Below are 14,421 nucleotides of genomic sequence, written 5' to 3' on the forward strand. Positions count from 1 at the left end.
TAAAGCAAAATTATAAGAACATTTTGGAATATTTGCATAATCCTTATTTAGAATTAAAATAAATTACATTTTAAGATAAATTTAAGGTTTTGATAATTATTCGAATGTTGTATTTTTGTCGGAGTTTTAAAAAAAGTGTGGTTTCTGTATTGTGTGAAATAATTCAAAAATCATACCAATCAGTTAGTAATTAATTTTAATATGAAAAAGGTGGGTAACCCTAAATCGTTTTCAAAAACTTTCTTCTCGTTAGCGTTAACTTTAGTTTTCGCTTTTGCTGTAAATGCACAAGAACCAGCAGCTGCTCCGGCACCTGCGGCTGATGCAGCGGCAGCTCCAGCAGCTGGAGCAGGAGATCCTGCAAAAGGAAAAGAATTGTTTAATACCAATTGTGCGGCTTGTCACAAATTAGATGCGAAGGCAACTGGTCCTGCGCTAAGGGGCGTTGGTGATAAGTATGACAAAGAATGGTTGTACAAATGGATTAAAAACAGTGCAGACTTAATTAAGTCTGGAGATGCAAAAGCTGTTAAAGTTTATGAGGAGAATGGTAAAGTAGCTATGACGGCTTTCCCTCAGTTATCAAATGCTGATATTGATAATATCATTGCATACACAATGCAGCCTAAAGAAGAAGCAGCTAAACCAGCAGGTGCAGTTGCGGGTGCTGAAGGAGTAGATAACAGTGGGTTGTCAAATTCTGTAATTTTGGGTGCTTTAGCATTAGTTTTAGCAGTATTAGTTTTCATGTTGTTTACGGTAAACAAATTATTGAAAAACGTAATTGCTTCTAAAGGCTTAGAATTTGAAGAAAAACCAAAATCATTGCCAATTTGGAAAGCATTTGCTCAAAATCAATTTTTAGTTTTGGTGTCAGCAATCTTATTCTTGTTGATTTCTGCTTACTATATGTATGGATATTTTATGCAAATAGGTGTGGATCAAGGGTATGAGCCAATTCAGCCTATTCACTATTCACATAAAATTCATGCTGGTGATAATGGAATTGATTGTAAATATTGCCACTCTTCTGCAAGAGTTTCTAAAAATGCTGGTATTCCATCTTTAAATGTTTGTATGAACTGTCATAAAAACATTTCAGAATTCCAAGGTGATAAGGATTCAACTTATGTTGATTATTCTAAAGAGTTCTATACTGGGGAAATCAAAAAATTATATGATGCTGTAGGTTGGGATCCTTCTACACAAAAATATACAGGAAAAACTAAACCAGTAAAATGGGTTAGAATTCATAACTTACCTGACTTTGTTTATTTCAATCACGCTCAACACGTTACTGTGGGAGGAATTGAGTGTCAAAAATGTCACGGTAAAGTAGAAACATTCGAAATCATGAAACAAGATCAACCGTTAACTATGGGATGGTGTGTTAACTGTCACAGAGAAACTAATGTGAAAGTTGAAGATAATGGTTACTATGAGAAAATCCACGCTCAATTGTCTAAGAAATATGGCAAAACTAAGTTAACTGCTGCTGACATGGGTGGTTTAGAATGTGGTAAATGTCACTATTAATATTAATTTAAGAAGCTAATAACTATATACAATGGCATCAAACAAAAAATACTGGAAAAGTGTTGAAGAACTAAATGAAAATAGTTCTATTGTTGAGACGCTAAAAAACAACGAATTTGTTGAACAAATTCCAGTTGATGAATTTTTAGGAGATAAAGAATCTCTTTCTAATTCGTCTACTTCACGTCGTGACTTTTTAAAATATGTTGGATTCAGTACAGCTGCAGCTTCATTAGCTGCTTGTGAAGGTCCAGTGATTAAATCAATCCCTTATGTAGTACAACCAGAAGAAATTATTCCTGGTGTTGCAGATTATTATGCTACTACAATTGCTGATGGTTTTGATTTTGCAAATGTTTTGATTAAAACACGTGAAGGTCGTCCAATAAAAGTTGAAAATAACAAATTACAAGGTGCAGTTTCTGGGGCAAACGCAAGAGTTCACGCTTCAGTACTTTCTTTATACGACAATTTGAGATTAAAATCTCCAAAAATTGAGGGTAAAGATGCTTCTTGGAATGATGTAAACGCTAAAGTTAAAGCTAGTTTGGCTGATGCTAAAGCAAAAGGAGGTAGTGTTGTAGTTTTAACGAACACTATGGCAAGTCCTTCTACTGATAAATTAATTGCTGATTTAACTGCTAAGTACGGTAACGTTAAGCATGTTATTTATGATGCAGTTTCTGAATCAAATGCTTTAGATGCATTCCAGTCTGTATATGGTTTTAGAGCGTTAGCTAATTATGATTTTTCTAAGGCAGATACAATTGTTTCTGTTGGTGCTGATTTCTTAGGTGATTGGCAAGGTGGTGGTTTTGATGCTGGTTATGCAAAAGGACGTATTCCTAAAAATGGAAAAATGTCTAAGCATATTCAAATTGAAGCTAACATGTCATTAGCTGGTGCTAGTGCTGATAAAAGAATTCCTTTAACTGTTGCTAAACAAAAACAAGCATTAGTTGAATTATATAATGCAGTAACTGGTTCTTCAGTTGCTACAGGTTTAAATAATAAAGATGTTGCAAAAGCTGCTCAGCAGTTAAAAGCTTCTGGTTCAAAAGGGGTTGTTGTAACAGGTTTAGATGATTTTGATGCTCAATTATTAGTTTTAGGTATTAATATTGCATTAAAATCTGAGGCATTTAATCCATCAGATGCTAAATTAATTAGAAAAGGTGATGCAAAAGCTGTTAATCAGTTGGTTGCTGAAATGAATGCTGGTAAAGTTCATACATTAATTATGAATGGTGTTAATCCAGTTTATTCTTTGCCTAATTCTAAAGAATTTGTAGCTGGTTTAGGAAAAGTAAAAATGTCAGTTGCTTTCTCTACTAAAGAGGATGAAACAGCTAAAAAATCTAAAATTGCTGCTGCTGCTTCACATTTCTTAGAATCATGGGGTGATGTAACTATTACACGTTCTAATTATAGTTTAGTTCAACCTACTATTAGACCATTATTCAATACAAAACAATTCCAAGAAGCATTATTAGCTTGGACAGATAATCCATCTTCATATTATGATTATTTAAAAGGATTTGCTGCTTCTAATTTAGCAGGAAAAACTTGGAATCAAGCGTTACATGATGGTTTTGCTGTTGTAGGGGCTGGTGCTCTTACTGCTAATGGTGTTAATGCTAGTGTTTCTGCTTATAAATTAGCTGCTGCAAAATCAAATGGACTTGATTTAGTGTTGTATACCAAAGTTGGAATGGGTGATGGACAGCAAGCTAATAACCCATGGTTACAAGAGTTTCCAGATCCAATTACGAGAGTATCATGGGATAATTATGTAACCATTTCTAAAAAGGATGCTGAGGCTGCTAAATTAGTTAACTTTAATGTTGCTAACGGAGGATTAAACGGTTCATATGCTACGATTAAAGTAGGAAACGTAACTTTAGAAAAAGTGCCTGTATTTATTCAACCTGGTCAAGCTGTTGGTACATTAGGTCTTTCGCTAGGATATGGTAAAAAAGAAGCAATGAAAGAAGAAATGCAAGTAGGGGTTAATGCTTATACGTTGTATTCTAATTTTAATGCAAATCAATCAGCTTCAATTACTTTAGCTGAAGGAGAACATGAGTTTGCTTGTGTTCAGTTACAAAGAACATTAATGGGTAGAGGAGATATTGTTAAAGATACTACTTTATCTGTATTCAATAAAGCTAATGAAACTGGTGAAGTTGAATTGTATAATCCACTTCCTGTTGTTTCTTTAGATCACAAAGAAACTTTAGCTTCTAAAGTTGATTTATGGACTTCATTTGATAGAAGTACGGGTCATCACTTTAATTTATCAATCGATTTAAATGCTTGTACTGGTTGTGGTGCGTGTGTAATTGCATGTCATGCTGAAAATAATGTACCAGTAGTTGGTAAATCTGAAGTAAGAAGAAGTCGTGATATGCATTGGTTACGTATCGATAGATATTATTCTTCAGAAGAAACTTTTGCTGGTGATGTTGATAAAAAAGAAGCGGCAGATGGATTAATGAGTTCAATTTCTACTTTTACAAGTATGGAAGACCCATCAGAAAATCCACAAGTTGTATTCCAACCAGTAATGTGTCAGCATTGTAACCATGCTCCATGTGAAACTGTTTGTCCAGTTGCGGCAACTTCTCATGGTCGTGAAGGTCAAAACCATATGGCTTATAACCGTTGTGTTGGTACGCGTTACTGTGCTAACAACTGTCCATATAAAGTTCGTCGTTTCAACTGGTTCTTATATAACAAGAATGATGAATTTAATTATCATATGAATGATGACTTAGGTCGTATGGTATTAAATCCAGATGTAAACGTGCGTTCAAGAGGGGTTATGGAGAAATGTTCTATGTGTATCCAAATGACTCAAGCTACGAAGTTGAAAGCTAAAAAAGAAGGTAGAATGGTGAAGAGTGATGAATTTGAAACTGCTTGTTCTGCTGCTTGTACTTCTGGTGCTATGATTTTTGGTGATGTAAATGATAAAGAATCAGCCGTGGCTCAATTAGCTGAGTCTGATAGAATGTATCATTTATTAGAGCATATTGGTACAAAACCAAATGTATTCTACCACGTTAAAGTAAGAAATGATAAATAATAATTAATAACAGAAACACAATATAAAGGATTATGTCTCATTACGAAGCACCCATTAGAAAACCTCTAGTTATTGGTGATAAATCTTATCACGATATAACAGTAGATGTTGCTCGTCCTGTAGAAGGTAGAGCTAATAAACAATGGTGGACTGTATTTACAATTGCATTAGCTGCATTCCTTTGGGGATTAGGTTGCATGGTATATACAATTTCTACCGGTATTGGAACATGGGGATTAAATAAAACAATTGGTTGGGCTTGGGATATCACTAACTTCGTTTGGTGGGTAGGTATCGGTCACGCCGGAACATTAATTTCAGCGGTATTATTATTATTCCGTCAAAAATGGAGAATGGCTATTAACCGTTCTGCGGAGGCAATGACAATTTTCTCTGTAGTTCAAGCGGGTCTATTCCCAATTATTCACATGGGTCGTCCATGGTTAGGTTACTGGGTATTACCTATTCCGAATCAATTTGGATCACTATGGGTTAACTTTAACTCACCATTATTATGGGACGTATTTGCAATTTCTACGTATTTATCTGTTTCATTAGTTTTCTGGTGGACTGGTTTATTACCTGACTTTGCTATGCTTCGAGATAGAGCTGTTACTCCTTTTACAAAACGTGTTTATTCAATTTTATCTTTTGGTTGGTCTGGTAGAGCTAAAGATTGGCAAAGATTTGAAGAAGTTTCTTTAGTTTTAGCAGGTTTAGCTACTCCATTAGTACTTTCTGTACATACAATTGTATCATTTGACTTCGCAACTTCAGTAATTCCAGGTTGGCATACAACAATCTTACCTCCTTACTTCGTTGCTGGAGCAATTTTCTCTGGATTCGCAATGGTTAATACCTTGTTGATTATTATGAGAAAAGTATCAAATTTAGAAGATTATATTACTATACAACATATCGAGTTAATGAATATTGTAATTATGATTACAGGTTCAATCGTAGGTTGTGCATATATTACTGAGTTATTCGTTGCTTGGTATTCAGGTGTAGAATATGAACAATATGCTTTCTTAAATAGAGCTACTGGTCCTTACGCTTGGTCTTACTGGTTAATGATGACATGTAATGTATTCTCTCCGCAGTTTATGTGGTCTAAAAAGTTAAGAACAAGTATTGCATTTTCTTTCATTATTTCTATTGTTGTAAACATCGGAATGTGGTTTGAACGATTTGTAATTATTGTTACTTCATTACACAGAGATTATTTACCATCTTCATGGACAATGTTCCAACCAACTTTTGTTGATGCTGGTATTTATATCGGGACTATCGGTTTCTTCTTCGTATTATTTTTATTATATTCAAGAAGTTTCCCTGTAATTGCACAAGCAGAGGTTAAGACTATCTTAAAATCTTCTGGTGAGAATTATAAAAGAGAAAGAGGTGATGCTAAACCAGAACACCACGATTCTCATGGACATGAAGGACACGATCATCATTAATATTTAAGATTATGAGTAATAAAGTAGTACACGCTATTTATAACGACGATGATATTTTACTAGATGCAGTGAAAAAAACAAGAGCTGCACATCATCATATTGAGGAAGTTTATACTCCTTTCCCTGTACATGGCTTGGATAAAGCTATGGGATTGGCGCCAACTAGATTAGCAATTTGTGCATTCTTGTATGGTATTACTGGTTTCACAATTTATGCTAATTTGTTAAACTATATTATGATTGTTGATTGGCCTCAGGACATTGGAGGTAAACCAAGTTTTGCATTTTATCAAAATTTACCAGCTTTTGTGCCTGTTATGTTTGAAGGAACTGTCTTTTTTGCAGCTCACTTAATGGTTATTACTTTCTTCCTTAGAAGTAAATTATGGCCTTTCAAACAAGCTGAAAATCCAGATGTTAGAACAACAGACGACCACTTCTTAATGGAAGTTGGAGTGCACGGTAATGAAGAAGAATTAGTTTCTTTTTTCAAAAATACTGGAGCTGTTGAAGTAAAAGTAATTGAAAAATAGTAAGAGAATATGAGAAATGTTTTAAATATATTAGCATTAGCTGGTTTGTCTTTATTGGCTACTTCATGTTTTGATAAGTCAAAACCAAACTACCAGTTTTTTCCAAATATGTATGAGCCAGTTCCTTATGAAACTTACTCAGAGCATAGTGTATTTCCTGGAGGTAAAGAAGGTTTAATTCCTGCTCAAGGAACTGTTAAACGTGGCTTTACTCCTTATGAGATTCCAAACACACCAGAAGGATATGCTTTAGCTAAAGCTTCTTTAAAAAGACCTGCAGATATAACAATTGATTCTGATAAAGGTAAAGAATTATTTAATATCTACTGTGCTATTTGTCACGGTGAGGCTGGTGATGGTAAAGGAAACTTAGCAAAAAGAGAAAAATTTGCTGGTGTGCCTAACTATAAAGATAGAGAAATCACAGAAGGAAGTATTTTCCATGTTATAACTTATGGATTAAACTCAATGGGTTCTCACGCAAATCAATTGTCAAAAGAAGAAAGATGGCAAGTGGCTGATTACGTGTTAAAACTTAAAGCAGAATTAAAATAGTATTACATTTTTGAAAATAATAGATATGTACCAGTTTTCAAGTAAATTAAAAACTTTTTCTTTCATCCTTATGGTTGTTGGAGCTTTAGGAATCGGTTACGGCTTCCTTACTACTCCTAAAACAACTGAAGATGTTGAAAAAATATTAAAAGAGCAAGAAGCTCACCACGGAGGTGGTCATCATGAAGCACATGCAACAGCTGAACATGGTTCAACTGCTCATGCTGAAGAATCACATGCTAATGCAGATGCATCTGCAACTACTATATCACATGAGGTTAAAGATACTTTAACATCAAAACTTCATGCTTCTGAAGCTCATACAAGTGTTGATTCTACAACTGTTGCTCATGATTCAAGTGTAGTTGCAATTGCTCCAGTTGTTTCTAATGATGATTCTAATCATAATGAAGTAGTAGTGACAAAAGCTAAAGAAATTGCTGTTGATCATGCTGCAGAACATAAAGAGCATGTAGAACATGTAAAACATCAATTACAAAATAAACCTTGGTCTGCATTATATGTAGCTTGTATTTTCTTTATGTTGATTGCTGTTGGAGCTTTAGCATTTTATGCTATTCAATGGGCTGCTCAAGCGGGTTGGTCTCCAATTGTATTCAGAGTAATGGAAGGTGTTTCTAGTTATTTATTACCAGGTTCTATTATTTTCTTTGTATTGTTGTTAATGGCTGCTTTTCATGTAAATAATAATCATATTTTCGTATGGATGGATGAAGAGGTTGTTAAAAACGATCATTTAATTCAAGGAAAATCTGGTTTCTTAAATGTACCATTCTTTTTAATTAGAGCTGCAATATTCTTAATTGGTTGGAATCTTTACAGATTTATTTCTAGAAAGAATTCTATTAAGTTAGATGAAACTAAAGATTTATCATTCTTTAAAAAGAATTATAAAGCTGCTGCAACGTTTTTGGTATTCTTTATCGTATCAGAATCTATAATGTCATGGGATTGGATTATGTCTGTAGATCCTCACTGGTATAGTACTTTGTTTGGTTGGTATGTATTTGCAAGTTTCTTTGTAAGTGGTATTACAGTAATTACTTTAATTACACTATACTTAAAATCTAAAGGTTTATTACCTCAAGTAAATAAGAGTCATATTCACGACTTAGCTAAATTTATGTTTGGTATTAGTATCTTCTGGACATATTTATGGTTTTCTCAATTTATGTTAATGTGGTACTCTGATATTCCTGAAGAAATTACTTATTTCATTACAAGAATTGAAAATTATAATTTACCTTTCTTCGGAATGGTTGCTATGAATTTCTTATTCCCATTATTAATTTTAATGAACGCTGATTTCAAACGTTTAACTTGGGTTATTGTAATGGCAGGTATCGTAATTTTAGCTGGTCATTATCTAGATTTCTATAATATGATTATGCCTGCAACTGTGGGTGACCAATGGTTTATTGGTGTGTCTGAAATTAGTTCAGTATTATTCTTCTTAGGATTATTTATATTTGTAGTATTTACTTCGTTAACTAAAACATCTTTAGTTTCAGAAGGTAATCCTTATATTGAAGAAAGCAAACATTTTCATTATTAATATTTAAAGTAATAAACAAATGAACAGTTTATTGGTACTTATAATTGTAGTTTTATTAGGTGTTGCTATTTGGCAATTATCTAAAATATTTAACCTGACAACAGAAAAATCTTCTGATGACTCAGAAATCGCAAATGATAGAGATAATAATGTTAATGGTTATTTAATGTTTGCTTTTGTTGGATTTATCTATATTTTTACAATTTACTCTTTAGTTAAATGGGGTCATTTTGTATTAGGAACTCCGGCTTCTGAACATGGTGTTGATTATGATAACTTAATGTACATTTCAATGGTTATCATTTTTATTGTACAAACTATTACTCAATTCTTATTACATTATTTCGCGTTTAAATATAGAGGTAAAGAAGGTCAAAAAGCTTTATATTTTGCTGATAACAACAAATTAGAAATGATTTGGACTGTTATTCCGGTAATTGTTTTAGCTGGATTAATTCTTTACGGTTTGTATACTTGGAACAACATCATGAATGTTGAAAAAGGTGAGGAAGTAATCAATATTGAATTATATGCTAAACAGTTTAGTTGGGAAGCTAGATATTCTGGTGAAGATAATACTTTAGGTAAAGCTAACGTACGTTACATTAAAGATGTAAATACATTAGGAGTTGATTTGTCTGATCCTGCTGCTCAAGATGATAAAGTAGTAACAGAATTACATATTCCTGTTGGTAAGAAAATTCATTTCAGAATGCGTTCTCAAGATGTATTACACTCAGCTTATATGCCTCATTTTAGAGCGCAAATGAACTGTGTGCCTGGTATGGTAACTGAATTTGCATTCACCCCTACTATTACAACTGCAGAAATGAGAAATGATCCTAAAATTATTGCTAAAGTTGCAGATATTAATAAAATTAGAGCTAAGAAAAGCGCTGAATTAGTTGCAAAAGGGCAACCGGCTTTAGAACCTTACACATTTGATTACTTATTGTTATGTAATAAAATATGTGGTGCTTCTCACTACAATATGCAAATTAAAATTATTGTTGAGTCTGAAGCGGACTATAAAAAATGGGTAAAAGAGCAAAAAACTATTGCAGCACAAGTTAAAGAAGCTTCAGCTCCTAAAGTTGATCCTGCAGCTCCTGTAGAAGTAGTTGTAGATTCAACTAAAACTATGGCTCAAGCAGTAAAATAAATTTAGATAAGATTAAAATTATAATATAAAAAGTATGTCACACGATCACGGTCATCATAAAGAAACTTTCATTACTAAATATATTTTTAGTATTGACCACAAAATGATTGCTAAACAATACCTTATCTCTGGTTTATTAATGGGGATTGTTGGAATTGTATTATCGTTATTCTTCCGTATGCAAATCGCATGGCCTGAGGAATCTTTTGAAGTTTTCAAAATTTTCTTAGGTGAAAAATTAGCACCAGGAGGTGTAATGAGAAACGATATTTACTTAGCTTTAGTTACAATTCACGGTACTATAATGGTATTCTTTGTATTAACAGCTGGTTTATCAGGTACTTTTAGTAACTTATTAATTCCATTGCAAATTGGTGCACGTGATATGGCTTCAGGATTTATGAACATGCTATCTTTTTGGATGTTCTTCGTTTCTTGTGTTATCATGATTATTTCTCTATTCGTTGAATCAGGACCTGCTTCTGCTGGTTGGACAATTTATCCTCCTTTATCAGCATTACCAGAAGCAATACCAGGTTCAGGTTTAGGTATGACTTTATGGTTAGTATCAATGGCTATTTTCATTGCATCTTCTTTAATGGGGTCTTTGAATTATATAGTAACAGTGATTAATTTAAGAACTAAAGGTATGTCCATGACACGTTTACCTTTAACGGTTTGGGCTTTCTTTGTAACAGCTATTATTGGTGTTATCTCATTCCCAGTATTATTCTCTGCTGCATTGTTATTAATTTTCGATAGAAGTTTTGGTACTTCATTCTATTTATCTGATATTTTTATCAAAGGTGAAGTTTTACATTATCAAGGTGGTTCTCCAGTTTTATTTGAACATTTATTCTGGTTCTTAGGTCACCCTGAAGTATACATTGTATTGTTACCTGCTTTAGGTATTACTTCTGAAATCATTGCTACTAATGCTAGAAAACCAATTTTTGGTTATAGAGCCATGGTAACTTCTATTATCGCAATTGCATTTTTATCAACAATTGTTTGGGGTCACCATATGTTCGTTTCAGGTATGAATCCTTTCTTAGGTTCAGTATTTACCTTTACAACTTTGTTAATTGCAATTCCTTCTGCTGTTAAAGCGTTTAACTATATTACAACATTATGGAAAGGTAACTTACAGTTAAATCCTGCTATGTTGTTCTCAATCGGATTAGTTTCAACTTTTATTACAGGAGGGCTAACAGGTATTATCTTAGGAGACTCTACGTTAGATATTAACGTACATGATACATATTTCGTTGTGGCTCACTTCCACTTAGTAATGGGTATCTCTGCTTTATATGGTTTCTTCGCTGGTGTATACCACTGGTTCCCTAGAATGTTTGGAAGAATGATGAATAAAACGTTAGGTTATGTTCATTTCTGGGTAACTGCAGTATGTGCTTATGGTGTATTTTTCCCAATGCACTTTATCGGTATGGCTGGTTTACCAAGAAGATATTATACAAATTCAGCGTTCCCTTTATTTGATGAATTAGCTGATACTAACGTATTAATTACTGTATTTGCTTTAGTAGGTGCTGCTTTCCAAATTGTTTTCTTCTGGAATTTCTTCTACAGTATCTTTAAAGGTAAAAAAGCAGTTATGAATCCTTGGAAATCTAATACATTAGAGTGGACTGCTCCAGTTGAACATATCCATGGCAACTGGCCAGGTGAAATTCCTGAAGTTCATAGATGGGCTTACGATTATAGTAAACCTGGACATGACGATGATTTTGTTCCTCAAAATGTCCCAATGAAAGAAGGTGAAGAAGAATTACATCACTAAAATATAGTTAAAAGACCTCATTTTGAGGTCTTTTTTTATGCATTACATTTTATATATTTTAACTATAACTTTAATGTCTATCTTTGCAAAAAAAAGTGTGAGATGATAATATATAATGTTACCATAAATATTGATGATTCAGTACATGATAAATGGGTGAATTGGATGAAAACAAAACATATTGATGATGTGTTAGCAACGGGACTTTTCCATAAAGCTAAAATGATAAAAGTTTTAGTAGAAGAAGAAATGGGCGGTACAACTTATTCAATTCAATATTTTACAGATTCTAAACAAAAATTAGAGGATTATTATACGTATCATGCTCCTCGTTTACGAGAGGAAGGTGCACGTATGTTTGGAGATAAAATGTTAGCATTTAGAACGGAATTAGAAGTTTTAGATGAATTTTTCACGCGTAAAAACTAATTCATGTCTGTAAAAGCAAAAAAACATTTAGGACAACATTTTTTAACTGACGAAAGTATCGCTAAAGATATCGCTGATAGTTTGTCTTTATCTGGATATAAAAAAGTATTAGAAATTGGTCCTGGAATGGGTGTTTTAACTAAATATGTGTTAGAAAAACCTATTGAAACTTTTGTGATCGAAATTGATACGGAATCCGTAGAATATTTACAAACGCATTACCTTACTTTAGCTCCCAATATCATTTCTAAAGATTTTTTAAAGTATAATCTAAAAGAAGTTTTTGAAGAGGAACCTTTTGCTATAATTGGTAATTTCCCCTATAACATTTCTACTCAAATTGTTTTTAAAACTTTAGAAATGCGTGATCAAGTTCCTGAATTTTCTGGAATGTTTCAAAAAGAAGTGGCACAACGTATTTGTTCTAAAAAAGGGAGTAAAGTGTATGGTATTTTATCGGTACTAGCACAAGCGTTTTATGACTGTGAATATTTGTTTACAGTGCCGCCAACCGTTTTTAATCCTCCTCCAAAAGTGGATTCAGGAGTAATGATTATGCGTCGTAAAGAAAATTATAAATTGGATTGCGACGAAAAATTATTATTTACAGTTGTTAAAACAGCTTTCAATCAACGAAGAAAAACACTTCGCAACAGTTTAAAAAGCTTGAATTTATCGGATAAATTACTAGAAGATGCTATCTTTGCACTGCGTCCGGAACAATTATCCGTAGAAGATTTCATTTCTTTAACCCAAAAAATAGCTGCCGATGGAATTTAAAATCAGTAGAGCATTTATCGAACAAATAGAACATTTAATTCAAGAGAATAAAGCTCATGAGTTAGAAGTGCTGTTACAAGATATTCACTTTGCTGATATAGCTGAAATTATGAATGATTTGCAAGATGAGCAAGCCATTTATATTTTCAACTTATTAGATTCTGAAAAAACAGCCGAAATTCTTCTTGAACTAGACGAAGAAGTGCGTGAAGTTATTCTTCGCTCGTTATCTGCTAAGGAAATCGCGGAAGAATTGGATGAGTTAGACACCGATGATGCAGCCGATATCATCGCAGAACTTCCTCAAAAGAAAAAAGCAGAAGTTATTTCCGAACTAGAAGACGTTGAACACGCTAAAGATATTGTCGATCTATTACGCTACGACGAAAATACTGCGGGTGGTATCATGGCAAAAGAGTTAGTTAAAGTCAATGAAAATTGGAATGTACTAACTTGTGTAAAAGAAATGCGCCTTCAGGCAGAAAATGTTACCCGTGTGCATTCTATTTATGTAGTAGATGACGAAGATCGATTAAAGGGACGTTTGTCGTTAAAAGACTTGCTTACAACTTCTACAAAAACCCAAATTAGCGAGGTTTTTATCAAAAAAGTCGATTACGTTAAAGTCGATACTAAAGATGTGGAAGTGGCGCGTATCATGCAAAAATACGACTTGGAGGCTATTCCTGTAATTGATGAATTAGGCCGTTTAGTTGGTCGAATTACCATTGATGACATCGTTGATATTATTAAAGAAGAAGCCGATAAAGATTACCAGTTAGCAGCCGGTATCTCGCAAGACGTAGAAGCGGATGATAGTATTCTTGAATTAACCAAAGCGCGCTTGCCATGGTTGGTATTGGCTTTGTTTGGTGGATTTATTTCAGTTCGCGTTTTGGGGATATTTGAACCTGCTATGGAAAATCATCCAACCTTGTTTTTATTTACCCCTCTTATAGCTGCTATGGGTGGTAATGTTGGTGTGCAATCCAGCGCCATCATCGTTCAAGGTTTAGCCAATAATACCATTACAGGAAGTATCATAAACCGACTAATTAAAGAATTTAGTTTAAGTTTAATGAATGGTGCTTTCTTATCGGGTATCCTAATCCTTGTTTGTCACTTTGTTTTTGGTTTCGACTATTCCATAGGGATTACGGTTTCTATTGCACTATTGAGTGTTATTATATTTGCCTCACTTATTGGTACATTTATTCCAATTATCTTAGATAAATACGGTGTAGATCCTGCCTTGGCAACCGGACCTTTTATTACAACCAGCAATGACATTATGGGGATTTTAATCTATTTCACTATAGCTAAAGCAATTCTTGGTTTTTAATTTGAAGCACCCATCCAGTGCCTCACACAAAAGCAGTCCCGTTTTCCGTTTTATTTTTTTGTCCCCGTTCAGTTTCCCTAATGACAAAAAAGATGCCACTTCAACCGGGGCTATTCATCACAACCATTTTTTAATTCATATATTTATTAGCAACTA

At 33.5% G+C, this 14,421-nt stretch carries 11 protein-coding genes; all 11 read left to right on the forward strand.

Annotated elements, in window-relative coordinates; translation table 11 throughout:
* The first annotated feature begins 201 nt into the window (after positions 1-201).
* The 11 genes from KQS_RS01655 (at position 202) to mgtE (ending at position 14,265) form a co-directional block, all read left to right on the forward strand.
* Positions 202-1,536, forward strand: coding sequence for a c-type cytochrome (locus KQS_RS01655; RefSeq protein WP_014387469.1), 1,335 nt, complete (start codon positions 202-204; stop codon positions 1,534-1,536).
* Positions 1,537-1,567: 31 nt separating this feature from the next.
* Positions 1,568-4,624 carry a TAT-variant-translocated molybdopterin oxidoreductase gene (locus KQS_RS01660; RefSeq protein WP_014387470.1) on the forward strand — a complete coding sequence of 1,019 codons (3,057 nt, stop codon included), beginning with the start codon at positions 1,568-1,570 and terminating at the stop codon, positions 4,622-4,624.
* A gap of 29 nt (positions 4,625-4,653) precedes the next feature.
* Entirely contained in the window at positions 4,654-6,087 is a 1,434-nt protein-coding gene (gene nrfD, locus KQS_RS01665; protein ID WP_041251953.1) for an NrfD/PsrC family molybdoenzyme membrane anchor subunit, read from the forward strand.
* Between the two features lie 11 nt (positions 6,088-6,098).
* The gene (locus KQS_RS01670; protein ID WP_014387472.1) at positions 6,099-6,620 is read left to right on the forward strand and encodes a DUF3341 domain-containing protein; all 522 of its coding nucleotides are present in this window, start codon (positions 6,099-6,101) and stop codon (positions 6,618-6,620) included.
* Positions 6,621-6,629: 9 nt separating this feature from the next.
* Positions 6,630-7,175 carry a c-type cytochrome gene (locus KQS_RS01675; protein WP_014387473.1) on the forward strand — a complete coding sequence of 182 codons (546 nt, stop codon included), beginning with the start codon at positions 6,630-6,632 and terminating at the stop codon, positions 7,173-7,175.
* Between the two features lie 25 nt (positions 7,176-7,200).
* Positions 7,201-8,751, forward strand: a complete 1,551-nt coding sequence (locus KQS_RS01680; protein WP_084642269.1) for a quinol:cytochrome C oxidoreductase — start codon at positions 7,201-7,203, stop codon at positions 8,749-8,751.
* Positions 8,752-8,770: 19 nt separating this feature from the next.
* The gene (locus tag KQS_RS01685; RefSeq protein ID WP_014387475.1) at positions 8,771-9,913 is read left to right on the forward strand and encodes a cytochrome c oxidase subunit II; all 1,143 of its coding nucleotides are present in this window, start codon (positions 8,771-8,773) and stop codon (positions 9,911-9,913) included.
* Between the two features lie 34 nt (positions 9,914-9,947).
* Complete coding sequence (locus tag KQS_RS01690) at positions 9,948-11,714, forward strand: cytochrome c oxidase subunit I (protein ID WP_014387476.1); 1,767 nt, start codon at positions 9,948-9,950, stop codon at positions 11,712-11,714.
* 102 nt (positions 11,715-11,816) lie between these two features.
* On the forward strand, positions 11,817-12,143 hold the full coding sequence (locus KQS_RS01695; protein WP_014387477.1) for a DUF4286 family protein: 327 nt from the start codon (positions 11,817-11,819) through the stop codon (positions 12,141-12,143).
* Positions 12,144-12,146: 3 nt separating this feature from the next.
* Positions 12,147-12,923: a 16S rRNA (adenine(1518)-N(6)/adenine(1519)-N(6))-dimethyltransferase RsmA gene (gene rsmA / locus KQS_RS01700; protein WP_014387478.1), complete on the forward strand. Its 777-nt coding sequence runs from the start codon at positions 12,147-12,149 to the stop codon at positions 12,921-12,923.
* Positions 12,913-14,265, forward strand: coding sequence for a magnesium transporter (gene mgtE / locus KQS_RS01705; RefSeq protein ID WP_014387479.1), 1,353 nt, complete (start codon positions 12,913-12,915; stop codon positions 14,263-14,265). Before rsmA ends, mgtE begins: the two co-directional genes overlap by 11 nt.
* Positions 14,266-14,421: the final 156 nt, after the last annotated feature.

This window comes from Flavobacterium indicum GPTSA100-9 = DSM 17447, from assembly GCF_000455605.1.
GTDB lineage: Bacteria > Bacteroidota > Bacteroidia > Flavobacteriales > Flavobacteriaceae > Flavobacterium > Flavobacterium indicum.